Annotated in this window: 20 protein-coding genes; 11 read left to right on the top strand and 9 right to left on the bottom strand. The window is 74.8% G+C overall.

The genetic code is table 11. The features are described from left to right. The first annotated feature begins 47 nt into the window (after positions 1–47). The 5 genes from E9529_RS05175 (at position 48) to E9529_RS05195 (ending at position 6,189) form a co-directional block, all read left to right on the top strand. A complete protein-coding gene (locus tag E9529_RS05175; protein ID WP_236830049.1) occupies positions 48–419 on the top strand; it encodes a hypothetical protein in 372 nt (123 codons plus the stop codon). Between the two features lie 200 nt (positions 420–619). Beyond that, entirely contained in the window at positions 620–1,051 is a 432-nt protein-coding gene (locus E9529_RS05180; RefSeq protein ID WP_236830050.1) for an ATP-binding protein, read from the top strand. Between the two features lie 66 nt (positions 1,052–1,117). Further along, positions 1,118–2,671: an aldehyde dehydrogenase family protein gene (locus tag E9529_RS05185; RefSeq protein ID WP_236830051.1), complete on the top strand. Its 1,554-nt coding sequence runs from the start codon at positions 1,118–1,120 to the stop codon at positions 2,669–2,671. Beyond that, positions 2,668–4,296, top strand: coding sequence for a GMC family oxidoreductase (locus E9529_RS22570; protein WP_236830052.1), 1,629 nt, complete (start codon positions 2,668–2,670; stop codon positions 4,294–4,296). The genes E9529_RS05185 and E9529_RS22570 overlap by 4 nt, the downstream gene beginning before the upstream one ends. A gap of 300 nt (positions 4,297–4,596) precedes the next feature. Next, positions 4,597–6,189 carry a DEAD/DEAH box helicase gene (locus E9529_RS05195; RefSeq protein ID WP_236830053.1) on the top strand — a complete coding sequence of 531 codons (1,593 nt, stop codon included), beginning with the start codon at positions 4,597–4,599 and terminating at the stop codon, positions 6,187–6,189. A gap of 262 nt (positions 6,190–6,451) precedes the next feature. On the opposite strand, the gene E9529_RS05200 is transcribed toward E9529_RS05195, so the two are convergent. The 6 genes from E9529_RS05200 to E9529_RS05225 form a co-directional block, all read right to left on the bottom strand. After that, the gene (locus E9529_RS05200) at positions 6,452–7,459 is read right to left on the bottom strand and encodes a sugar phosphate isomerase/epimerase (protein ID WP_236830054.1); all 1,008 of its coding nucleotides are present in this window, start codon (positions 7,457–7,459) and stop codon (positions 6,452–6,454) included. After that, entirely contained in the window at positions 7,459–8,718 is a 1,260-nt protein-coding gene (locus E9529_RS05205) for a Gfo/Idh/MocA family protein (RefSeq protein ID WP_236830055.1), read from the bottom strand. The genes E9529_RS05200 and E9529_RS05205 overlap by 1 nt, the downstream gene beginning before the upstream one ends. Positions 8,719–8,783: 65 nt before the next feature. Further along, positions 8,784–9,809 (bottom strand): substrate-binding domain-containing protein, encoded by a 1,026-nt coding sequence (locus E9529_RS05210; protein ID WP_236830056.1) that lies wholly within the window; start codon positions 9,807–9,809, stop codon positions 8,784–8,786. Between the two features lie 97 nt (positions 9,810–9,906). Beyond that, the gene (locus tag E9529_RS05215; protein WP_236830057.1) at positions 9,907–11,094 is read right to left on the bottom strand and encodes an ABC transporter permease; all 1,188 of its coding nucleotides are present in this window, start codon (positions 11,092–11,094) and stop codon (positions 9,907–9,909) included. After that, positions 11,091–12,689 carry a sugar ABC transporter ATP-binding protein gene (locus tag E9529_RS05220; RefSeq protein WP_236830058.1) on the bottom strand — a complete coding sequence of 533 codons (1,599 nt, stop codon included), beginning with the start codon at positions 12,687–12,689 and terminating at the stop codon, positions 11,091–11,093. The genes E9529_RS05215 and E9529_RS05220 overlap by 4 nt, the downstream gene beginning before the upstream one ends. Before the next feature lie 283 nt (positions 12,690–12,972). After that, entirely contained in the window at positions 12,973–14,136 is a 1,164-nt protein-coding gene (locus E9529_RS05225; protein WP_236830059.1) for an ROK family protein, read from the bottom strand. A 148-nt stretch (positions 14,137–14,284) separates the two neighbouring features. Between E9529_RS05225 and E9529_RS05230 the strand changes: the two genes are divergently transcribed. Beyond that, on the top strand, positions 14,285–14,788 hold the full coding sequence (locus tag E9529_RS05230; protein WP_236830060.1) for a hypothetical protein: 504 nt from the start codon (positions 14,285–14,287) through the stop codon (positions 14,786–14,788). A gap of 31 nt (positions 14,789–14,819) precedes the next feature. Here the strand turns inward: E9529_RS05230 and E9529_RS05235 are convergent, their stop codons facing one another. After that, positions 14,820–15,350, bottom strand: a complete 531-nt coding sequence (locus E9529_RS05235; RefSeq protein ID WP_236830061.1) for a helix-turn-helix domain-containing protein — start codon at positions 15,348–15,350, stop codon at positions 14,820–14,822. 54 nt (positions 15,351–15,404) lie between these two features. On the opposite strand from E9529_RS05235, the gene E9529_RS05240 reads away from it, so the two are divergent. From E9529_RS05240 to E9529_RS05255, 4 genes are all read left to right on the top strand, one after another. Further along, positions 15,405–15,752, top strand: coding sequence for a hypothetical protein (locus E9529_RS05240; protein WP_236830062.1), 348 nt, complete (start codon positions 15,405–15,407; stop codon positions 15,750–15,752). Between the two features lies 1 nt (position 15,753). Next, on the top strand, positions 15,754–16,689 hold the full coding sequence (locus tag E9529_RS05245) for a S9 family peptidase (protein ID WP_236830063.1): 936 nt from the start codon (positions 15,754–15,756) through the stop codon (positions 16,687–16,689). Between the two features lie 96 nt (positions 16,690–16,785). Next, positions 16,786–17,262 (top strand): plastocyanin/azurin family copper-binding protein, encoded by a 477-nt coding sequence (locus E9529_RS05250; protein WP_236830064.1) that lies wholly within the window; start codon positions 16,786–16,788, stop codon positions 17,260–17,262. Beyond that, positions 17,262–17,672 carry a hypothetical protein gene (locus E9529_RS05255; RefSeq protein WP_236830066.1) on the top strand — a complete coding sequence of 137 codons (411 nt, stop codon included), beginning with the start codon at positions 17,262–17,264 and terminating at the stop codon, positions 17,670–17,672. Before E9529_RS05250 ends, E9529_RS05255 begins: the two co-directional genes overlap by 1 nt. 48 nt (positions 17,673–17,720) lie before the next feature. On the opposite strand, the gene xylA is transcribed toward E9529_RS05255, so the two are convergent. Beyond that, on the bottom strand, positions 17,721–18,881 hold the full coding sequence (gene xylA, locus E9529_RS05260) for a xylose isomerase (RefSeq protein ID WP_236830068.1): 1,161 nt from the start codon (positions 18,879–18,881) through the stop codon (positions 17,721–17,723). A 42-nt stretch (positions 18,882–18,923) separates the two neighbouring features. After that, a complete protein-coding gene (locus E9529_RS05265) occupies positions 18,924–20,201 on the bottom strand; it encodes an ROK family transcriptional regulator (RefSeq protein ID WP_236830069.1) in 1,278 nt (425 codons plus the stop codon). 202 nt (positions 20,202–20,403) lie between these two features. Here E9529_RS05265 and E9529_RS05270 point away from each other — a divergent pair, with 202 nt between their 5' ends. Continuing rightward, on the top strand, positions 20,404–21,822 hold the full coding sequence (locus E9529_RS05270; RefSeq protein WP_236830070.1) for a xylulokinase: 1,419 nt from the start codon (positions 20,404–20,406) through the stop codon (positions 21,820–21,822). Positions 21,823–21,951: the final 129 nt, after the last annotated feature.

A 21,951-nucleotide genomic window follows, 5' to 3' on the forward strand; every position in this document is an offset into this window, starting at 1 on the left:
CCCGTGCCCGCGGGACGCGCCGCACCGCACCTCCGTGGAGGCACCCCGTGTCACGCAGCACCCCTGTCCCCGCCGGCCCGGCCGCCGACGCCCGCACCGCGCTCCCCGAGGGCGAGACCGTGGCGTTCGACCGGCTGGCCCACGCCGTCCTCGCCTCGCCGTCGGCCCCGCTGGGTGCGCTCCTGCGCGCCCAGCTGCCCGGGACCGCCGGTGTCCGCTGGCTCCGCCAGGAGGGCCTGCCGCCCACCACCCGGCCGGTCGAGCTGACCGCCGAGCGGTGGCTGTCGCTGTTCCGCTGCTGGCAGTCGGTGGCGCCGGCGCCCGGGGCCGCCGGCACCGGCCACCACCGGTCCGGTGGCCGGCCGTCGACCCACGGCCACGCGCCGGGGGCCGCCGCCATCCCCCGCTGGGGCAGCTGAGCCCGGGCACCCGCCGGTCCGCGGCCCTACCCGTTCCCGGTGGGGCCGCGGGCGGGCGGTGACGACGCGCCCGGCCGCCGGGTGCCGCCCTCCCAGCGCGACCCCCACTCGAGGGTGAGACGAGGATTCACGACCCTCCGGAACGGGCACGGGTGGCGCCACGACCGGTGAGCAGCGCCGGCGCGGGGAGGCGGTGACCGGTGGGGATCTGGCAGGCCGCGCGACCGCCGCGACCGTTCCCCGAGGTGTGGTGCCAGGAGCTGACCTCCCTGGCGGAACTGGCCGCGCTGCGGGCCCGCCTCCGCCGGTCGACCACCGGCAGCCGCACCGTCGCCGAGCCCGAGCGCGACCACTGGTCCGAGCGGCTGGTCCTGATCGCCGACGAGCTCACCTCGAACGCGCTGCGCCACGGCGGGGCCCCGGTCGCGGCGGTCCTCGGACGCGACGGGGACCGGTGGCTGATCGCCGTCCGGGACGCCGCGGTCGACGTCCCGCCCGCGCCGGCGGAGGGCCGCGATCCCGGCCTGGGGGGCTTCGGGCTCTACCTCGTGGCCGACCTCTCGGCGGCGCACGGCTGGTTCACCGAGCCGGGCGCGAAGACCGCCTGGGCGGTCGTCGACGGCGGCGCCTGAGCAACCGGTCCCCGACCGGGCGAACCCCCGCCCCGTTGCCTGTGACCCGCGGGTAACGTGCGCCACATGTCGCTCGCCGAGCAGTTGGACACGGTCACCGGCTCCGCCGCGGGAACGGTCGACCGGCACGCCACCACGGAGACCTTCGAGTCGACCGCACCGGCCAGCGGTGCCGTCGTCGGCGTCTTCCCCGTGCACGACGAGGCCGCCGTCGGGGCGACCGTCGCCCGCGCCCGCGCCGCCGCCCGGCAGTGGGCGGCACTGGGCTTCGACGGGCGCAAGCAGCGGCTCTCGGCCTACCGCGGCTACCTCGCCCGCCGCATGCACGAGCTCGCCGACCTGGTGCACCGCGAGAACGGCAAGCCGCACGCCGACGCCATCCTCGAGATCACCCTGGCCGTCGACCACCTGGCCTGGGCGGCCGGCCACGCGCGCAAGGCGCTCGGCCCGCGCCGGGTCAGCCCCGGCCTGCTCGCGGCCAACCACGCCGCCTACCTGGAGTACCAGCCGCTGGGCGTCGTCGGCGTCATCGGCCCGTGGAACTACCCGGTCTTCACGCCGATGGGGTCGATCGCCTACGCGCTGGCCGCCGGCAACGCCGTCGTCTTCAAGCCCTCCGAGCACACGCCCGCCGTCGGCGCGTGGCTGGCCGCCGCCTGGCGCGCCGCCGTCCCCGACAGCGCCGACGCGTTCCAGGTCGTCACCGGCTACGGCGCCACCGGCGCGGCGCTATGCCGGGTGCCGGTCGACAAGCTGGCGTTCACCGGGTCGGCCGCGACCGGGAAGAAGGTCATGGCCGCGTGCGCCGAGACGCTCACCCCGGTGCTCATGGAGCTCGGGGGCAAGGACGCGATGATCGTCGACGACGACGCCGACGTCGCGGCCGCGGCCGACGCCGCCGTGTGGGGCGCGATGAGCAACGGCGGCCAGACCTGCATCGGCATCGAGCGGGTGTACGCCACCGAGGCGGTCTACGACCGCTTCGTCGAGGCGGTCACCACCCAGGTGCGCAACCTGCGGCCCGGTGCCGACGGCGACGCCACCTACGGCCCCATGACCATGCCCTCGCAGATCGACGTGGTGCGCCGGCACGTCGCCGACGCCGAGGCCGCGGGCGCACGGGTGGTCACCGGCGGCCCCTCGGCCGAGGCGTTCCCCGGCGAGGGGTACGTCGCGCCGACCGTGCTGCTCGACGTGCCCGAGGACTCCCCCGCCATCAAGGAGGAGACCTTCGGCCCCACGCTGACCATCACCCGCGTGCGCGACGCCGAGGAGGCGCTCGCCCGGGCCAACGACACCACCTACGGGCTGGCCGGCTCGATCTTCTCCGCCTCCAAGGAGAAGGCGATGGACCTCGCCCGCCGGATGCGCAGCGGCATGACGTCGATCAACTCGGTGCTCACCTTCGCCTCGGTGCCCGCCCTGCCCTTCGGCGGGGTGGGCGACTCGGGCTTCGGCCGCATCCACGGCGAGGACGGGCTGAAGGAGTTCACCCGCGCCAAGGCCATCACCCGCCAGCGGGTGCCGCTGCCGGTCAACCTGATGAGCTTCGGGCGTCCCGCGAACGCCGCCGACGCGCTGGCCCGGGTCATGGGCATGGTCCACGGGCGGCACCGGTGAGCGCCCGCGAGGACGTGCTCGCCGACGAGTACGACGTCGTCGTCGTCGGCGCCGGATCGGCCGGCAGCGCGCTGGCCGGCCGGCTCAGCGAGGACCCGTCGCTGCGGGTGCTCGTGCTGGAGGCCGGCGGCCCCGACTCGGTGCTCGAGGTGAAGATCCCCGCGGGGCTCTACAAGGTCTGGCGCACCCGGCACGACTGGAACTACACGACCGACGAGCAGCCGGGCCTGGGCGGCCGGAAGCTGTTCTGGCCGCGCGGCAAGCTGCTGGGCGGCTCGTCGTCGATCAACGCGATGATCTACGTCCGCGGGGCGCGCGCCGACTACGACGAGTGGGCGCAGCTCACCGGGGACGACGCCTGGTCCTACGACTCGGTGCTGCCGCTGTTCAAGCGGATGGAGGACAACGCCCGCGGCGCCGACGCGTGGCACGGGGTGGGCGGTCCGCTGCGCGTCGAGGACCTGCGCTCGCCGCACCCGTGGACCACGGCAGTGGTCGAGTCGGCGGTCGCTGCCGGCTACCCGCGCAACCCCGACTTCAACGGCGCCGCGCAGGAGGGCGTCGGCCAGTACCAGGTGACGCAGAAGCGCGGGCGCCGCTGGTCGGCCGCCGACGCCTACCTGCACCCCGCCGCGGGCCGGCCCAACCTGACCGTGCGGACGGGGGCGCTGACCACCCGGGTGCTCGTCGAGGGCGGGCGGGCCACCGGCGTCGAGTACCGCTGCGGCGGTGAGGTGCGCACGGTCCGCGCCACCCGCGAGGTGGTGCTCTCCGGCGGCGCGGTCAACTCCCCGCAGCTGCTCATGCTCTCCGGCATCGGCCCGGCCGACCACCTGCGGGAGGTCGGTGTCGACGTCGTGCACGACCTGCCGGGGGTGGGCGCCGGCCTGCAGGACCACCCGCTCGTGCCGGTCATCTGGCACGTCCGCTCCGGCCGATCGCTGCGGCTGGCCGAGACGCCGCTCAACCTGGCGCGGTGGAAGGCGACCGGCCGCGGCCCGCTGACCTCCAACCTCGCCGAGGCGGGGCTGTTCACCCGCTCGAACCCGGAGCTCGCCGAGCCCGACCTGCAGCTGCACTTCCTGCCGGTCAAGTTCTGGCGGCAGGCGGAGGTCGACCCCGACGCCGAGGCGTTCACCTCGGCCGTCGTGCTGGTGCACGTGCAGTCGCGGGGTTCGGTGCGGCTGCGCTCGGCCGACCCGACGTGGGCACCGGCCATCGACGCCGGCTACCTCACCGACGAGCGCGACCTCGACGCGCTGGTCAGCGGGGTGGAGAAGGCGCGGGAGATCGCCGGGGTGGGCCCGCTCGCCGCCGTGCTGGGCGAGGAGTGGTCCCCGGGACCACGCGTCCAGGGGCGCGAGGCGCTGCGGCAGAAGGTGCGCGACACCCTCGAGTCGCTGTACCACCCGGTGTCCTCGTGCCGGATGGGCACCGACGAGCTCGCCGTCGTCGACCCGCAGCTGCGGGTGCGCGGGATCGAGGGGCTGCGGGTGGCCGACGCCTCGGTGATGCCGACGCTGGTCCGCGGCAACACCAACGCGCCGACGATCATGATCGCGGAGCGGGCCGCCGACCTGGTCCTGGGCCGGACGCCCGACCCCGCCCTCGCCGCCGTCGACTGAACCTCCCGGCCATTTGTGCACTTTTCGCCGCTTGCCGGGGTCCGCGCGCTCACCCGATGTGACCTGACACTCCCTCCCGGTGGGACCACGCGGGGGTCGCGTCTGGTTGAGTGGGGTGTACCGGCGCCGCCCTCGCTCATCCGGAGCGGCAGGAATCGACGTCGGGCCCAGGCAGCGCCACCGAGGCGCGCCAGGCTGACCGACGTCTCGCCGACGATGCGAGCCCGCCCTGCCCGCGAGCAGGTGCGCCGCTCGTCCGTGCCGAGGTGCTCGTGCGGCCGCTCGAGCTCCGAGGAACCGATGACTTCGCAGAACACCACCCCGTCCACCCCCGCCGCCGACGGGCGCCCGCGCCGGCGCCGTGGCGGTCGCGGCCGGGGCAACGGCGCCCGCCCCGCCGGCGAGCAGCAGACCACCGCGCAGGCCCCGGCCGCCGTCCCCGCGGCGGCGCCCGTCGTCCCGGTCGGGGCGGAGGCCACCGTCCTGCCGACCGACACCACCTTCGACGCCCTCGGCGTCCCGGCCCCGATGGTCGAGGTGCTCTCGGCCAGCGGGATCACCGCGCCGTTCCCCATCCAGGTCGCGACGCTGCCCGACAGCCTCGGCGGCCGCGACGTCCTGGGCCGCGGGCGCACCGGCTCGGGCAAGACCCTGGCCTTCTCCATCCCGCTGGTCGCCCGGCTGGCCGCCTCCGACAGCCGCCGCCAGCCCCGCCGCCCGCGCGCGCTGGTGCTGGTGCCGACCCGCGAGCTGGCCAACCAGGTGTTCGCCGTCGTCGACCCGCTGGCCCGCGCGCTCGGCATGAACGCCACCACGATCTTCGGCGGCGTCGGGCAGAACCCGCAGGTGCAGGCGCTGGCGAAGGGTGTCGACGTCGTCATCGCCTGCCCGGGCCGGCTCGAGGACCTCATCGGCCAGGGGCACTGCGACCTCGGCGGCGTGGAGATCACCGTCCTCGACGAGGCCGACCACATGGCCGACCTGGGCTTCCTGCCCGGCGTGAAGCGGCTGATGGACCGCACGCCGAAGACCGGCCAGCGGCTGCTGTTCTCCGCGACCCTGGACAACGGCGTCGACGTGCTGGTCAAGCGGTACCTGAGCAGCCCGGTCACGCACTCGGTCGACCCGGCGGTCGCCCCGGTCAGCACCATGACCCACCACGTCTTCCACGTGCCCACCGCCGACAAGGGCGAGGTCGTGCGGCAGCTCGCCTCGGGCCTGGGCCGCAGCGTGCTGTTCACGCGCACCAAGCACCAGGCGAAGAAGCTGGCCAGGCAGCTCACGGCGGCCGGGATCCCCGCCGTCGACCTGCACGGCAACCTCAGCCAGAACGCCCGCGAGCGCAACCTGCAGGCGTTCAGCGACGGCTCGTCCCGCGTGCTCTGCGCGACCGACATCGCCGCCCGCGGCATCCACGTCGACGACGTCGCGCTGGTGGTGCACGTCGACCCGCCGACCGAGCACAAGGCCTACCTGCACCGGTCGGGCCGCACCGCCCGGGCCGGCGCCGGCGGCACCGTCGTCACCATCACCACCCCCGACATGGTCGGCGAGGTGCGCACCTTGACCCGCCAGGCCGGGATCACCCCGGTGATCAGCCAGGTGCGGCCGGGCTCCCCGGCGATCGCGGAGCTCACCGGCCCGGAGGCGCCCTACGTGGAGCCGGCGCCCGCGCCGGAGCCGCAGCCGCAGGGCGGCGGTGGTGGCCGGCGTCGACGCGGCGGCTCGGGTTCCGGCTCGGCCTCGGCCAAGCCGGCCGGCTCGTCGGTGCGCGGCGGCGGGTCGGGCTCCGGCCGCGCGAGCGGCCCGGCGCGCACCCGCGCCGAGCTCGCCGCCCGGGCCGGCACGACGTCGGCCGCCTCGTTCAGCGCCCGCTCCCGCCGGGGCCGCTGACCCCTCGTCGACCGTCGGCCTGTGGTCGTCTCGACTGGATCGAGACGACCACAGGCCGACACCCAGTGCGCCGGTAGAGCCATCGACTCGTCGTAGCTCTCGGCGTCGTCCGTGGAGCCGCCCTCCCGGAGTGCGGTGGGGGCGCAGTCTGCCGCTGATCCGTCGTCGGATGTCGACTCGTCGTCATGTCAGCCGGACGACATGACGACGAGTCGACACCGTGCCACCGGGGCCGCCGGACGTCTCCGGCCGCCCCGGCGTGCTAGCTGCCGCTGGAGAAGGCGGCGTCGAAGGCGGCCGACGGCGGGTCGAAGGCCAGCCGGCGCACGAATTCCAGGGCCTCGGGGGCGCCGACCAGGCGGTCCATGCCGGCGTCCTCCCACTCCACGGAGATGGGCCCGTCGTAGCCGATGGTGTTGAGCATCCGGAAGCAGGCCTCCCAGGGGACGTCGCCGTGCCCGGTGGAGACGAAGTCCCAGCCGCGCCGCGGGTCGGCCCAGGGCAGGTGGGAGCCCATCCGGCCGTTGCGGCCGTTGCCGACCTGGCGCTTGGCGTCCTTGCAGTCGACGTGGTAGATGCGGTTTTTGAAGTCCCAGAGGAAGCCGACCGGGTCCAGGTCCTGCCACACGAAGTGGCTCGGGTCCCAGTTCAGCCCGAACGCCTCCCGGTGCCCGATGGCCTCCAGCGCGGCGACGGTGGTCCAGTAGTCGTAGGCGATCTCCGAGGGGTGCACCTCGTGGGCGAAGCGCACCCCGACCTCGTCGAAGACGTCGAGGATCGGGTTCCACCGGTCGGCGAAGTCGGCGTAGCCGTCGGCGATCATCGACTCCGGCACCGGCGGGAACATCGCGACGGTCTTCCAGATCTTGCTGCCGGTGAAGCCGACGACGGTCTTCACGCCGAGCTTGGCCGCGGCGCGGGCGGTCAGCTTCATCTCCTCGGCGGCCCGCTGCCGCACGCCCTCGGGCTCGCCGTCGCCCCACACGCGGGCATTCACCATGCCGCGGTGGCGCTCGTCGATCGGGTCGTCGCAGACCGCCTGGCCGTTGAGGTGGTTGGAGATCGCGAAGACCTGCAGGTCGTGCCGCTTCAGCAGGTCCAGCTTCTCGGCCACGTAGGCGTCGTCGTTCGCGGCCCGCTCGACGTCGAGGTGGTCACCCCAGCAGGCGATCTCCAGGCCGTCGTAGCCCCAGCCGGAGGCCAGCCGGGCCACCTCCTCGAAGGGCAGGTCGGCCCACTGGCCGGTGAAGAGGGTGACGGGACGGGGCATCAGCGGTGGTCCTCTCGTAGTTCGATCTGCGGTGCGGCTCCGTCCAGGGCACCGCCGCGAGCCTGCGAGCGGTGGGGAGGACGGGGTCCTTCGTCTTCGATCGGGGTCCAGCGCGAGCTGTCCGAGGCGCTGCGCTCGACGGCGTCGAGCACCCGCTGCACCTGCAGGCCGTCGGCGAACGACGGCGCCGGGTCCTGGCCCGCGGCGATGGCGGTGACCAGGTCCACGACCTGGTGGGTGAAGCCGTGCTCGTAGCCCAGCCCGTGCCCGGCCGGCCACCAGGCGCCCACGTAGGGGTGCTCGGGCTCGGTGACGATGATCCGGCGGAAACCGGCGGTCTCGGCGGGCTCGTCGCCGTCGAAGAACTGCAGCACGTTCATGTCCTCGAAGTCGAACGCCAGACTGCCCCGGGACCCGTTGATCTCGATGCGGATGCCGTTCTTGCGGCCCAGCGCGAACCGGGTGGCCTCGAAGACCGCCAGCGCCCCACCGGTGAACCGCCCGAGGAACACCGCGGCGTCATCCACGGTGACCCGGCCCGTCCCCGAGCCGCCGACCCCGCCCAGCTTGCCGGTCTCGGTCGGCAGCGGCCGCTCGGTCACGAACGTCTCCAGCGTCGCGCTGACGCCGGTGATCGCCTGCCCGGTGATGTGCTGGGTCAGGTCGATCACGTGCGCCCCGATGTCGCCCAGCGCCCCGGAACCGGCCTTGTCCTTCTCCAGCCGCCACGACATCGGCGCCGCCGGGTCGGCGATCCAGTCCTGCAGGTACTGCGCCCGCACGTGCCGGATCTCGCCCAGCCGCCCGTCGGCGACCAGCTTGCGGGCCAGCGCGACCGCCGGCACCCGCCGGTAGGTGAAACCCACCATCGACCGCACCCCGCGGGCCGCCGCCTTCGCCGCGGCCTCGGCCATCGCCTCGGCCTCGGCGACGCTGTTGGCCAGCGGCTTCTCGCACAGCACGTGCTTGCCGGCCTCCAGCGCGGCGATCGCGATCTCGGCGTGGGTGTTCCCGGGAGTGCAGACATCGACCAGGTCGACGTCATCGCGCTCGACCAGCCGGCGCCAGTCGGTCTCGGTGCCGCGCCAGCCCAGCCGGCCGGCGGCCGCGGCCACCTTGGCGGGATCGCGGCCGGCCAGCACGGCCAGCTCCGGCCGCAGCGGCAGGTCGAAGAAATGGGGGGCGGTGCGCCAGGCGTGCGAGTGGGCCGCGCCCATGAACGCGTAGCCGACCAGCCCGATGCCCAGGGTGGGGGTCATGTGCAACTCCGGAGCGGGGATGGCGCGGCAGGGGAACGCGGGCGCTCCCCTGCCGCGCCGACGGATCAGGACTCGAACGCGCGGTCGATGTAGTCCTCGACGTTCTCCGAGGTGACGACGGGGGCGTTGAGCACGATCTCGCGCGGGACCTCGGGCGAGACCAGGTCCGACATCGACTTGCCCTGGGCGATGAGGCGGGCCAGGCGGATGCCGTCGGCGGCCTGGGTGTGCGGGTAGATGACGGTCGCCTGCAGGACCGAGTCACCCGACTGGATCTCGCGCATGGCGTTCGCCGAGCCGGCGCCGCCGACCATCACGAACTCGTCGCGACCGGCGTTGGCGATCGCGGCCAGCACGCCGACGCCCTGGTCGTCGTCGTGGTTCCACAGGGCGTCGATCTGCGGCGCGGCCTGGAGCAGGTTGGCCGCGGCCTCCTCGCCCCCCTCGACGGTGAAGTCCGCCGCGACGCGGTTGTCGACGTCCAGACCGCAGTCGGCGAGCGCGTCGGCGAAGCCCTGGCTGCGGTCCTGGGTCAGCGGCAGGGAGTCGATGCCGGCGATCTCGGCGACGACGGCGTCGGGGTTGTCGCCGACCTGCTCGCAGATGTAGGTGCCGGCGGAGACGCCCATGCCGTAGTTGTCGCCCAGGATGGTGGCGCGGGCGGCGAACGGGCTGCTGAACTCCCGGTCGACGTTGATGACCGGGATGCCGGCCTCCATCGCCTGCAGCGCGACCGGGGTCATCGCGGCGCCGTCGAAGGGCAGCAGCACGATCGCGTCGACGCCCTCGTTGATGAAGGTCTCGACCTGGCTGATCTGCGTGCTGACGTCGTTCGTGCCCTCGGCGATGATCAGGTCGATGTCCTCGTACTCGCCGGCCGCGTCCTGCGCCGCCTCCGAGATGCCGGCCATCCAGCCGTGGTCCGCCGCCGGCGCGGAGAACCCGATCCGGACGGTCTCGCCGGTCTCGTCGTTCGAGCTGGCGGCCGCGTTCCCGCCGCCGTCGCCCCCGGAGGCGGAGGGCTCGGGCTCGTTGCTGGTGCAGCCCGCGACGAGCACGGTCGCGCCGGCCAGGGCGACCGCGGTGGACATCATGCGACGGTAGGGACGCTGCCTCGCTGCAGACATTTCTCTCTCCTCGGGGTGCGTTCTCCGGCGGGTCGCCGGTGGGACGGTGGGGTGGAGCAGGTCAGTGGGTGGCGCCGGGCCGGTCGCCGCCGGGGGCGCCGGATGCGCTCGTACCGCCGGCCACGGCGCCGGCCGGGGTGCCCCCGGCGACCGGTCCCCCGGACGACGACTCGCCCCGGCCGGAGCGCAGGCGGGACAGCCAGCCGGAGCCGCCCCCCTCGGCCAGCCGGGTCTGCAGCAGGACGGCGAGCACGATGATCACGCCCCGCGCGACGTTCTGGACCGAGCTGGACAGGTTGTTCAGCGTGAAGACGTTGCCGAGCGTGACGAAGATCAGCACGCCCAGGACGGTGCCGACGATCGTGCCGCGGCCACCGGTGAGCAGGGTGCCGCCGATGACCACGGCGGCGATCACCTCGAGCTCGAGGAGCGTGCCGTGGGTGGAGCTGCCGGTCGTCGTCCGCGCCATGAGCAGCACCGCGCCGATGCCGCAGGTCACGCCGGAGAGCACGTAGAGCTTGAGGGTGTGCCACTGCACGCGGATGCCGGCCAGCCGGGCGGCCTCGGCGTTGCCGCCGACGGCGAAGGTGTGCCGGCCGAACGTGGTGCGGTTGAGCAGCACCCAGCCGGCGACCGACACCAGGGCCCAGATGATCACCAGCATCGGGATGCCGAGGACGTCGCCGGTGAAGAAGGCGAGGAAGTCCCGGTCCTGCACGATCTGGGTGCGGCGGTTGGCGATGATCTCGGCCAGACCGCGGGCGGAGACGAGCATGGCCAGGGTGGCGATGAAGGCGACGATCCGCCCGTAGGCGATGACGATGCCGTTGATCAGCCCCGCCCCGGCGCCCACCGCCACCGCGGTGAACACCATGACGATCCAGTGGAAGTCCTCGGCCATCGCCTGGGTGGCCAGCGTCGTGGCCCAGATCGACGACAGCGCGACCAGCGCGCCGACCGACAGGTCGATGCCGCCGCCGATGATCACGAACGTCATGCCGATGCTGACCACACCGACGACGGCGGCCAGCCGCAGGATCGTGAGGACGTTGTCGATGTCGACGAAGCGTTCGGGCGCGGTGACGGCGCCGACGATGCAGAGCAGGCCGAGGGCCACGACCAGGCCGAGCAGGCGCCCGGCCGGCCCGGCCAGGAAGCCCGGCCCCTTGCCGTTCGTCCCCTCGGGCGCGCGGCCCTTCGACGTCGCGGGTGCGCCCGCCCCCCCGGTCGTCGCGGTGCTGCCGGTCATGCCACGTCCCCTTCGTGCTGCTGTGCGGTGGGCTGCTGCCGGTCGCCGCGCTGGCGCGGGCCGACCGATCCCTCCATGACGAGGTCGAGCACGGCGTGCTCGTCGAGCGCGTCGGCCGGTCGCTCGGCGACGACCGATCCGTCGGAGATCACCAGGACCCGGTCGGCCAGGCCCAGCACCTCGGGGATCTCGCTGGAGACCACGACGACGGCGACCCCGCGGTCGGCCAGTTCGCGGATCAGCGCGTAGATCTCCGAGCGGGCGCCGACGTCGACGCCGCGGGTCGGCTCGTCGAGGAGCAGCACGCGGCAGTCGCGCAGCAGCCAGCGGGCGAGGACGACCTTCTGCTGGTTGCCGCCCGACAGCGTCCGCACCTCGCGGGTGACGTCGCCCGGGCGGACGTCGAGGGCCTGCGCCTGCTCGCGCGCGGCGTCCTTCTCGTTGCTGCCGGAGAGGAACCCGCCACGGGCGAACCGGGCCAGGCTGGCGATGCTCATGTTGCGGTAGACGGCGTCGCCGAGGAGCAGCGCCTGGCTCTTGCGCTCCTCGGGCGCGAGCCCGACGCCGGCGGCGACCGCGGCGGCGACCCGGCCAGGGCGCAGCCGCTCGCCCGCCACCGAGACGGTGCCGCCGGTGGCCCGGCGTGCGCCGTAGATGGTCTCCAGGATCTCCGACCGCCCCGAGCCCACGAGGCCGGCCAGGCCGACGACCTCCCCCGGGCGGACGTCGAAGGACACCCCCTGGAAGGTGCCGCGGAGGCTGAGGTCCCGCACCGACAGCAGCGGCTCCGCGGCGGCGACGGCCCGGCGCTCGGGGAACACGTACTCGATGTCGCGGCCGGTCATCAGCTCGATCACCTGGCGGGTGGAGGTGTCGCGGACCGGCAGCCCGGTGGCCACGGTGCGCCCGTCCTTGAGCACGGTGATCCGGTCGCCGACCTCGCGGATCTCCTCCAGGCGGTGGGAGATGTAGACGACCGCGACGCCGTCGCGGGTGAGATCCCGGATCACCTCGAACAGGTGCTGGACCTCTTCGTTGTCGAGGACGGCCGAGGGCTCGTCCATGACGATCAGCTTCGCGTCCTGGGAGAGCGCCCGGGCGATGCTGACCATCTGCTGCGCGGCGGCCGGCAGCGAGCCGACCTCGGCGGTGGGCCGGATCTCCGGGTGACCGAGCCGGGTCAGCAGCTCGCCGGCGGCCTCGTTCGCCGGTGCCGGCCGGGCCAGCCCGAAGCGGGACCGCTCGCGGCCGAGGAAGATGTTGTCGGCCACGGTGAGGCCCGCGACCAGGTCGAGCTCCTGGTAGATGGTGGCGATCCCGTGCTTCATGGCCGCCTGCGGGTTGGTCAGGGAGACCGGCTCGCCCCGCCACTCGATCCGCCCGCCGTCGGGCTGGTGGGCCCCGGCGAGCACCTTGATCAGGGTCGACTTGCCCGCACCGTTCTGCCCGAGCAGGCAGTGCACCTCGCCGGCGCGGACGTCGAGGTCGACGCCGTCGAGCGCCCGCACCCCCGGGAACGTCTTGACGATCCCGTGCATCGCCAGCAGCGGCGCACCCTCGCCGTCCCTGCCCCGTGCACCTGGTGCACCGGCCACGTCGCCACCTCCGGAGACTTTTGCTCACCATTGACCATTAGTCTGTTGACGCAGCAACATATGGGGGGCATCACAGCGGGTCAAGCTCGTCGGGCAGCGGTTACCGAACCGAGACCGGCGAAGACACCGCGGTCCTCCGGACCGCACCGCGGCCAGGTGCCGTCCCGACCGGCGTGGAGCCGTTGCGTCGCGCCTGCGCGGAGCCCTCCGGGCCCCGCTCGGCGCGACCGTGCAGCCTGTCCCCGGCAGAGCCCTCCGGGGCCCACCCGGCGCGAGCGGGGCCTTACCTGGCCAGGGCGTCCACGGAGTCCTCGTCGAGGAATTCCTCGACGGCCATGAGGGCGGCGCCGACGCGACCGGAGAGGTCGGGCGCCTCGCTGACGGTGATCTCCAGCGCACGGGCGGCCAGCGGCATGGACCGCCGGTACACCGCCTCCCGGATGCCGGCGAGCAGCGGGACGCCGGCCTGGGCGACGCCGCCGGTCATCACGATGCGGTGCGGGTTGAAGAAGTTGACCAGCGCCGCGAGCACCGTGCCGATCGTGCGCCCCGCGCCGCGCACCAGCTCCAGCGCGACACCGTTGCCCTCGGCGGCCAGCCGCACCACCTCGCGCACCGTCTCCACGGGCAGGCCGGCCGCCACCGCGTCGCGCAGCAGCGCCCCGCCACCGGCGATCGCCTCGAGGCAGTTCTCCTGCCCGCAGCGGCAGGCGACGGTGCGCCCGTCGGGCTGGGCGACGTGGATGTGCCCGATGTCGCCCGCGCTGCCCTGGGCCCCGCGGTAGACGCGACCGTCGACGATCACGCCGCAGCCGATGCCGGTGCCGACCTTCACGACCAGCAGGTCCTGCGACGAGCCCGCGATCCCGATCTCGCCCAGCGCCATGACGTTGACGTCGTTGTCGACGTAGACGGGGCACTCGTACCGCCCGAAGGCGCTCGGCACCGGGTAGTCGTGCCAGCCGGGCATGATCGGCGGGTGCGACGGCCGGCCGGTCGAGAACTCCACCGGCCCGGGCACACCGACGCCCACGGCGCACACGTCGGCCGGGGTCAGGCCGGCGTCGGCCAGCACCTTCTGCGCCAGCCGGTCCACCTCGGCCAGCACCGGGCCGGGGCCGTCGGCGATGTCGATCGGGTGCCCGACGGTGGTCAGGATCGAGGCGGACAGGTCGGTGACGGCGACGTCGACGCTGCTCGCCCCGAGGTCGACGGCGAGCACGCAACCGGCGCGGCTGTTGAACTGCAGCAGCGTCGGCGGACGCCCCCCGGTGCTCCAGCCCCGGCCACCCTCCTCCAGGAGGTTCGCCGCGATCAGCTGGTCGACACGCGCGCTGACCGTGTTCCGCGACGCCCCGGTGAGCGCGACGAGGTCCGCACGGCTGCGCGCGCGGCCGGTGCGCACGTGGCGCAGCAGCACGCCGGCCGAGGCAGAGGTGGACGCCACGCCGCCATAGTGGCACGTGAGGCGCCCCACCCCGGCGGACGTCGACCGACGGGGCGACGACGGCGGGGGCATCCAGGGTTGACGCCCCGCGGACGGGGCACGCTGGTTGAGCACTGGACCAGCCCCCGAACCCGAGAGGTGCGCACCCATGGGCCTGCCCATCACCCTGTCCGAGATCGCCCCCCGGATCTCCGCCGGCGCCTTCATCCTCAACAGCGGCCTCGGCAAGCGCGGCGCCGACGAGGAGGCCGCGGCCGGCATGCACGGCTTCGCCGCCGGGACCTACCCCTTCCTCGGCAACGTCCCGCCGCAGCAGTTCGCCAAGGCCCTGTCGACGGCGGAGATCGCCATCGGCGCCGCCCTGCTCACCCCGTTCGTGCCCACCGCCGTCGCGGGGGCCGCGCTCACCGCCTTCTCCGGCGGCCTGCTGGGCCTCTACCTGAAGACGCCCGGCATGCGGAAGGAGGGGAGCCTCGCGCCCACCGAGCAGGGCCTGTCCATCGCCAAGGACAGCTGGCTGCTGGGCATCGGCATCGGCCTGCTGGTGCGCGGCACCGTCGACCGCCAGGAGCGGCGGGTGCGCCGGGCCGGCAAGGTGCTCGACAAGGCCAGCAAGCGGGCCGTGAAGGCGCGCAAGCGGCTCGACCCCTGACACCCGGCCGGGGCGACGACGCCGGGGAGCGTCAGGCGTCGTCCCCCGGGAGGTTCACCAGGCCGACCAGCCGGCGCCGGCGGCCGTCGCCGGGCCGGTTGGCCAGCCGCCGCTGCAGCACCCCGCGCAGGTCGGCCAGGAAGTCCGCGAACTCCTCGTCCGTCAGCCACAGCCCCACCTGGCGGTAGCCGACGCCGTCGCGCGCCAGGTCGGGCTCCCCGCGGTCGAGGTAGCGGTCGAAGTCGGCCAGGAGCGCGGCGACGAACGCGGTGAACGCGCGCCGGTGGTCCTCGGCCGGCAGGGCGGCGAGCTCCTCGGCCGGCACGTCCGCCGCCTCGAGCACCAGGCGGTAGCTGCGCTCCGAGGCGCCGCGGACCTTCCGCTCCCCCACCACCTCGAGCACGCCCGCGTCGGCCAGCACCCCGACGTGCCGGTAGAGCGACGCGACCGGCACGTCGGGCAGCGCGGACCGCAGCTCCCCCGTGGTGAGGGTGCGGTCCCCGAGGAACGCCTGCACCACGCGGAGCCGGACCGGGTGCAGCAGCAGGTCGACCGAGTTCACGCGACCACCGTTCTCATGATTGACAACAGTCTCAAAGTTGAGAATAGTGACGGCATGGCCACGCTGCAACTGACGCCCTCGACGCTCTCGGTCCACCTCACCCCCGGCGAGAAGATCGCCGGTCTGCTGCGCGACGTCGCCGTGCCGCGCAGCGCGGTCGCGCAGGTGGAGGTGGTGGACGACGCCGTCGAGGCGACCCGTGGGCTGCGCGCCCCGGGGTTGGCGCTGCCCGGCATCCGGAAGATCGGCACCTGGCGCCGCCCCGGTGAGCGGATGCTGGTCTGCGTGCGGCGCGGCCAGCCCGCCGTGCGCATCCGCCTCCGGGGGCAGCGGTTCGACACGCTGCTCGTCGGCACCGAGGACGCCGCGGCCGTGGCCGACTCGCTCAGCCGGGCCCGCTGACGTGCGCGACATCGACGTCCAGGTCCCCGGCGCCGCCCGGCTGGCCGGCACGCTGACCCTCCCCGACGCGCCGCAGCCGGTACCCGCCGTGCTGCTGGCGTCGGGCTCCGGCCCGATCGACCGGGACTCCAACCACCGCCGCGCACGGTTCGACGTGGCCCGCCAGCTGGCCTCCGCCCTCGCCGGCGCCGGGATCGCCTCGCTGCGGTACGACAAGCGCGGCGTCGGCGGCAGCCCCGGCGACTGGCGCACCGCCGGGCTGCACGACAACGTCGACGACCTCGGCGCCGCCCTCGACGCGCTCCGCGCCCGGCCGGAGGTGGACGCCGGCCGCGTGCTGCTGGCCGGCCACAGCGAGGGGGCGATCCTCGCCGCCGCGCTCGCCGCCCGGGGTGCGCCCGTCCGCGGTCTGGTGCTGCTCGCGATGAGCGCCGGCCCCGGCGAGGAGCTCCTGCGGTGGCAGGCCCGGCAGATCACCCCGACGCTCCCCGCCCCGGTGCGGTTCGTGCTCCGCCTGCTCCGCACCGACCTGGAGTCGAAGGTCGCGGCCAACCACCGGCGGATCAAGGCCACGACCACCGACGTGGCGCGGATCGGCGGCGCGCGCATCAACGCCCGGTGGCACCGCGAGTTCCTGGCGCACGACCCGCGGGAGGACCTGCGCCGCATCGAGGTGCCGGTGCTGGCGGTCACCGGCGCGAAGGACCTGCAGGCGCGGCCGGCGGACCTGGAGACCATCGCGGCAGCCGTGCGCGGACCGGTGGAGACCCACCTCGTCCCCGACCTCACGCACACGCTGCGCCGGCAGCCCGGCCCGGCGTCGCTGAGCGCCTACCGGCGGGAGCTGAGGCGCCCCGTGGATGCGGAACTCCTCGGCACGGTCGTCACTTGGTGCGATCGGGTGATCACGCCCGTCGACGGCGCGACGGACGGCTGACCGGCGCGCGGGAACCCCTTCCGCCGCCGGGGGGCCGGCCCCAGGATCGCGGTCCCACGACCGCCGCCGCCGGCGGTCGCCCCGAGGAGGTCCCCCGTGCGCTCCTGGAAGACCCGCCCCGCGGCCCGCCGCCTCGCCGTCGCCCTCACCGGCCTGGCGCTGGTCGTCACCGGCTGCGGCTCCGACGACCCTGACACCGAGGCCACGGCCGAGGTCACGACGGAGTCGTCACCGCCCGCCGCCGCGGAGACCACGACGTCGTCCCCTGCGTCCTCGCCGTCCGGCGAGCAGGAGGCGGAGACGGTCGAGGCGCAGCTCGTCGACTTCGCGATCGAACTCGACGAGGACAGCTACTCGGCCGGCACCTACGAGTTCGCCGTCACCAACCAGGGCGACGCGAGCCACGACTTCATCGTCGAGCGCGACGGCGAGGACGTCACCGGAACGGCGGTCCTGCAACCGGGCCAGTCGGAGACCCTCACGGTGGACCTCGAGCCGGGCACCTACGTCTTCTACTGCTCCGTGGGCAACCACCGGGCGATGGGCATGGAGGTCAGCGTGGAGGTCTCGTGATGACTGCGACCACCCCGGAGCGACGGGCCGGGGCGCTGACGTGGGCGTTGCGGCTCGTCGGTGCGGTGCTGCTGGCCGTGATGGGCTGGCTGCACCTGGACCTGTGGTTCGACGGCTACCGGAACATCGACGTGATCGGACCGGCGTTCCTGCTCAACGCGATCGCGGGGTTCGGGCTGGCGGTGCTGCTGCTGGTCGCGCCCCGGCGGCTGGTGTGGCTCGCCGCCGCGCTCGGCGCCCTGACCGCGCTGGGCACGCTCGCCGGCCTGCTGCTGTCGACCACCGTGGGCCTGTTCGGCTTCGTCGAGTCCACCGCGGCGCCGCTGTGGTGGGAGTCGTTCTGGGTGGAGCTGGCGGCCGTCGTCGTCCTGGCTGTGCTCGCCGTCGAGGCCCGGCCGCGGCGCCGCTGACCCGCGCGGGCGGGCGGGGACGTCCCCGCCCGCCCGCGCGGGCTGCGCTCAGCGGACGCCGAGCAGGTGCTCCATCGCGAGCTGGTCGAGCCGCTCGAACTGCAGGCCGCGGGCGCCGAGCGCCTCGGGGTCGTGCGCCTCGTTCCGCAGCGCGTCCAGCGACTCGCCCTCGCCCAGGGTGGGGACGGCGAGCTCGGCCACGCGTGCGGCCTCCAGCGCCTCGGCGACCTCCGGGTCGGCCCGGAACGCCTGCACCTTGTCCCGCAGGATCAGGTAGTTGCGCATGCAGGCGCGGGCGGTCTCCCAGACGCCGTCGATGTCCTCGGTCCGCGGCGGCTTGTAGTCGAAGTGCAGGTAGCCGTCGTAGGCCTTGCCGGTGCCGGCGCCGAGGAGGGCGTCGACGGTCCAGAAGGCGCCGCGCAGGTTGCCCGCGCCGAAGCGGAGGTCCTGGTCGAAGCGCGGGCCGTGCTGGCCGTTGAGGTCGACGTGGAAGAGCTTGTCGTGCCACAGCGCCTGCGCGATGCCCTGGGCGAAGTTCAGCCCGGCCATCTCCTCGTGCCCGACCTCGGGGTTGAGCCCGACGCGGGAGGGCTCCTCCAGCTCGTTGATGAAGGCGATGGAGTGGCCGATGGTCGGCAGCAGGATGTCGCCGCGCGGCTCGTTGGGCTTGGGCTCCAGGGCGAAGCGGATGTCGTAGCCCTTCTCGCGCACGTAGGCGCAGAGGACGTCCAGCCCCTCCTTGTACCGGTCCAGCGCGGCGGCGACGTCCTTGGTGGCGCCGGACTCGGCACCCTCCCGGCCGCCCCAGAGCACGTACGTCTTCGCGCCCAGCTCGGCGGCCAGGTCGACGTTGCGCAGCACCTTGGCCAGCGCGTACCGGCGCACGGCGCGGTCGTTGGCGGTGAAGCCGCCGTCCTTGAACACCGGGGCGCCGAACAGGTTGGTGGTGGCCATCTCCACGCCGACGCCGGTCTCGGCGAGCGCCTTCTTGAACCGCTCGAGGGTGGCCTCGCGGGTGGCGTCGTCGGGCACCAGGTCGTCGTCGTGGAAGGTCACGGCGGCCGCGCCGAGCTCGGCCAGCCGGTGCACGGCCTCCACCGGGTCCAGCGGGGGGCGGACGGCGCCGCCGAAGACGTCGACGCCCTGCCAGCCCACGGTCCACAGACCGAAGCTGAACCTGTCGTCCTTGCTGGGGGTGTAGTCAGTCATGCGGGGATCTCCGTCCGGGTCGATCGACTGCGGGTGGTGCGGTCAGGAAGCCCCGGCCGGGCTGAGCTCCGGCACGGGGACGAGCGTGGGGTCGTCGAACACCGACTCGAGGGCGACGTGCGCGCCGCCGCGGACGGCGGCGGTGAAGCCCAGCGTGGAGAGGACGACGCGGGCGCCGGCCACCCCGGGCCCGAGCACGCGCGCCTCCAGCTCGGCCACCAGCGGGGGCATGAGGTACTCGCCCAGCACCGCGAAGTAGCCGCCGAGGATGACCACCCGCGGGTTGAACAGGTTGATCAGCACGGCGGCCCCGGTGCCCAGCGAGGTGCCCACCTGGCGGAGGGCGGCGAGCGTGCGGGCGTCACCGGCCTCGGCGCGGGCGGCCACCTCCGACAGGCGGGCCTCCAGGTCGCGGGCCGGGTCGCCGACCGGGTCGCCCGGGTCGGCGGCGGCGCGCAGCAGGGCCGCCATGCCGACGACGGTCTCCCAGCAGCCCCGCCGGCCGCAGCCGCAGACGAGATCCGGGTCGCCCAGCGAGGTGTGCCCGACCTCGCCGGAGAGCCCGCCGGCGCCGCGCAGCAGCCGGCCCGCGACGATCACGCCGCCACCGACGCCGACCTCACCGGTCAGGTAGACCAGGTCGGGGGTGCGCGCCTCCGAGCCCATCGCCCACTCGGCGATGGCCGAGAGGTTGGCGTCGTTCTCGACGCGGATCGGGAAGTCGGCGCCCAGGCGGGTGCGCAGGCCGTCGAGCACCGCGACGTCGTGCCAGCCGATGTTCGGCGCCAGGGTGACCACGCCGTCGACGCTGCGGACCAGCCCGGCGACCGCCACGGTCAGCCCGGCGGGGCGGGCGCCGGTGGCAGCGGCGGCGGCGACCGCGTCGGTGACCAGCCCGGCGACCGCGTCGAGGGTCCGCTCGGCGCCGAGGGTGGGCAGGTCGAGCGCGAGCCGCTGCTCGAACAGCACCTCGCCGCGCAGGTCGAGCACGAGCACCGCGGCGTAGTCGACGTTGAGCTCGACGCCGATGCCGCAGACGCAGCCGCCGTCCAGGTGCACGGTCAGCCCGGGGCGGCCCACCGACCCGGCGCGGTCGACCTCGCCGGTGGTGACCAGCCGGCGGTCGGCGAGCTCGGCGACGAGGCTGGAGACCGTCGTCTTGTTCAGGCCGGTCTCCTGGGCGATGCGGGCGCGGGAGCGCGGGCCGTGGTCCCGGAGGTGCCGCAGGACGAGCCCGAGGTTGGTGCGGCGCACCGTGGCCTGGTCGGCCGGGGCGCGACGCTCGGACGACCCGTCGTACAGCGACGGCACCTCGCCCATGCCCACCTCCCCACCCGATTTGTCGGTTGCGCAAACAAATTAGGGGTCCCCGGTCGGGCGGTCAAGGCGGACCGCCACTGCTCCCCGCCCCCCTCCACCCGGCGCCGGCGGGACGGGCGGCCTAAGGTCCCCTTCCCATGACGCCCCTGTCCGCACCCCCGTCCACCGCCCGTCCCGCCGGCCAGGGCCCGGAGCAGGTCCGATGACCCTCGTGGCGGGCGTCGACACCTCGACGCAGGCGTGCAAGGTCGTCGTCCGCGACGCGGAGACCGGCGAGCTCGTCCGCTCCGGGCGGGCGCCGCACCCGGAGGGCACCGCCGTCGACCCCCGGGCGTGGGAGGAGGCCTTCCGGACCGCGGCCGCAGAGGCCGGCGGGCTCGACGACGTCGACGCCCTCGCCGTCGGCGGCCAGCAGCACGGGATGGTGTGCCTCGACGAGCGGGGCGAGGTGGTGCGCGACGCGCTGCTGTGGAACGACGTCCGCTCGGCGCCCGCCGCAGCCGACCTGATCCGCGAGCTCGGCGACGGCGACGAGGACGCCGGCCGCCGCGCCTGGGCCGACGCCGTCGGCCTGGTGCCGGTCGCCTCGTTCACCGCGACCAAGCTGCGCTGGCTGGCCGACGCCGAACCCGGCAACGCCGACCGCACCGCCGCCGTCTGCCTGCCGCACGACTGGCTGACCTGGCGGCTGCAGGCCGACCGCGACCTCGGCGCGCTGGTCACCGACCGCGGGGACGCCAGCGGCACCGCCTACTGGTCGGCGCGCACCGGCGAGTACCGCCTCGACCTGCTCGAGCGCGCGATGCGCGGCCGGCGTCCGGCCGTGCCCCGCGTCGCCGGTCCGGCCGAGCGCGTCGGCACCCTCGCCGGCGGCCGCGCCGCCCTCGGCCCCGGCACCGGCGACAACGCCGCCGCGGCGCTCGGCCTCGCGGCGCGACCGGGCGACGTCGTCGTCTCCATCGGTACCTCCGGCGTCGTCTCCGCGGTGACGCCGACCGCCGTCGCCGACGTCACCGGAACCGTGGCCGGGTTCGCCGACGCCACCGGCAACCACCTCCCGCTGGTCGCCACGCTCAACGCCGCACGCGTGCTGGACGCCGCCGCCGCGCTGCTCGGCGTCGACCACGCCACCCTCTCGGACCTGGCGCTCTCCGCCCCCTCCGGCGCCGACGGCCTGGTGCTGGTGCCCTACCTGGAGGGCGAGCGGACGCCGAACCTCCCCCACGCCACCGGCTCGGTGCACGGCCTCACCCTGCGCACCTCGACGCCGGCGCACTGGGCCCGCGCCGCCGTCGAGGGGCTGCTGTGCGGGCTGGCCGACGGCATCGAGGCCGTCGTCGCACAGGGGGTCGACGTGCAGCGGGTGATGCTCATCGGCGGGGCCGCCCGCTCGGCTGCCGTGCAGCAGCTCGCGCCCGGGATCTTCGGCAGGCCGGTCCTCGTCCCGCCGCCCGGCGAGTACGTCGCCGACGGCGCCGCGCGGCAGGCCGCCTGGGTGCTCTCCGGGGCGGACACCCCGCCGGAGTGGCCGCAGCCGGGGCTGCAGGAGTTCGACGCCCCCGCGGCGACCCACGTGCGGGAGCGCTACGCCGAGGTCCGCGGCCGCACCGACGGCCAGTAAGAGGACCACGCTTCCCCCCACGCCTCGCTCCGCTCGGCGCGGGCCCCTGAAGCGTGGCCGTTCCAGCACGTCACCTCGCTCGGCGCGGGCCCCTGAAGCGTGGCCGTTCCAGCACGTCACCTCGCTCGG

It is taken from the genome of Blastococcus sp. KM273128, from assembly GCF_021698975.1.
In the GTDB taxonomy this organism is placed as follows: Bacteria; Actinomycetota; Actinomycetes; order Mycobacteriales; family Geodermatophilaceae; genus Blastococcus.

Excerpts from the sequence above, each read along its gene's own strand:
- E9529_RS05270 (WP_236830070.1), top strand. The coding sequence starts at position 20,404 with ATGACCCTCGTGGCGGGCGTCGACACCTCGACGCAGGCGTGCAAGGTC.
- E9529_RS05210 (WP_236830056.1), bottom strand. The coding sequence starts at position 9,809 with ATGTCCACCGCGGTCGCCCTGGCCGGCGCGACCGTGCTCGTCGCGGGC.
- E9529_RS05240 (WP_236830062.1), top strand. The coding sequence starts at position 15,405 with ATGGCCACGCTGCAACTGACGCCCTCGACGCTCTCGGTCCACCTCACC.
- E9529_RS05200 (WP_236830054.1), bottom strand. The coding sequence starts at position 7,459 with ATGCCCCGTCCCGTCACCCTCTTCACCGGCCAGTGGGCCGACCTGCCC.
- E9529_RS05215 (WP_236830057.1), bottom strand. The coding sequence starts at position 11,094 with ATGACCGGCAGCACCGCGACGACCGGGGGGGCGGGCGCACCCGCGACG.
- E9529_RS05265 (WP_236830069.1), bottom strand. The coding sequence starts at position 20,201 with ATGGGCGAGGTGCCGTCGCTGTACGACGGGTCGTCCGAGCGTCGCGCC.
- E9529_RS05230 (WP_236830060.1), top strand. The coding sequence starts at position 14,285 with ATGGGCCTGCCCATCACCCTGTCCGAGATCGCCCCCCGGATCTCCGCC.
- E9529_RS05255 (WP_236830066.1), top strand. The coding sequence starts at position 17,262 with ATGACTGCGACCACCCCGGAGCGACGGGCCGGGGCGCTGACGTGGGCG.
- E9529_RS05195 (WP_236830053.1), top strand. The coding sequence starts at position 4,597 with ATGACTTCGCAGAACACCACCCCGTCCACCCCCGCCGCCGACGGGCGC.
- xylA (WP_236830068.1), bottom strand. The coding sequence starts at position 18,881 with ATGACTGACTACACCCCCAGCAAGGACGACAGGTTCAGCTTCGGTCTG.
- E9529_RS05185 (WP_236830051.1), top strand. The coding sequence starts at position 1,118 with ATGTCGCTCGCCGAGCAGTTGGACACGGTCACCGGCTCCGCCGCGGGA.
- E9529_RS05205 (WP_236830055.1), bottom strand. The coding sequence starts at position 8,718 with ATGACCCCCACCCTGGGCATCGGGCTGGTCGGCTACGCGTTCATGGGC.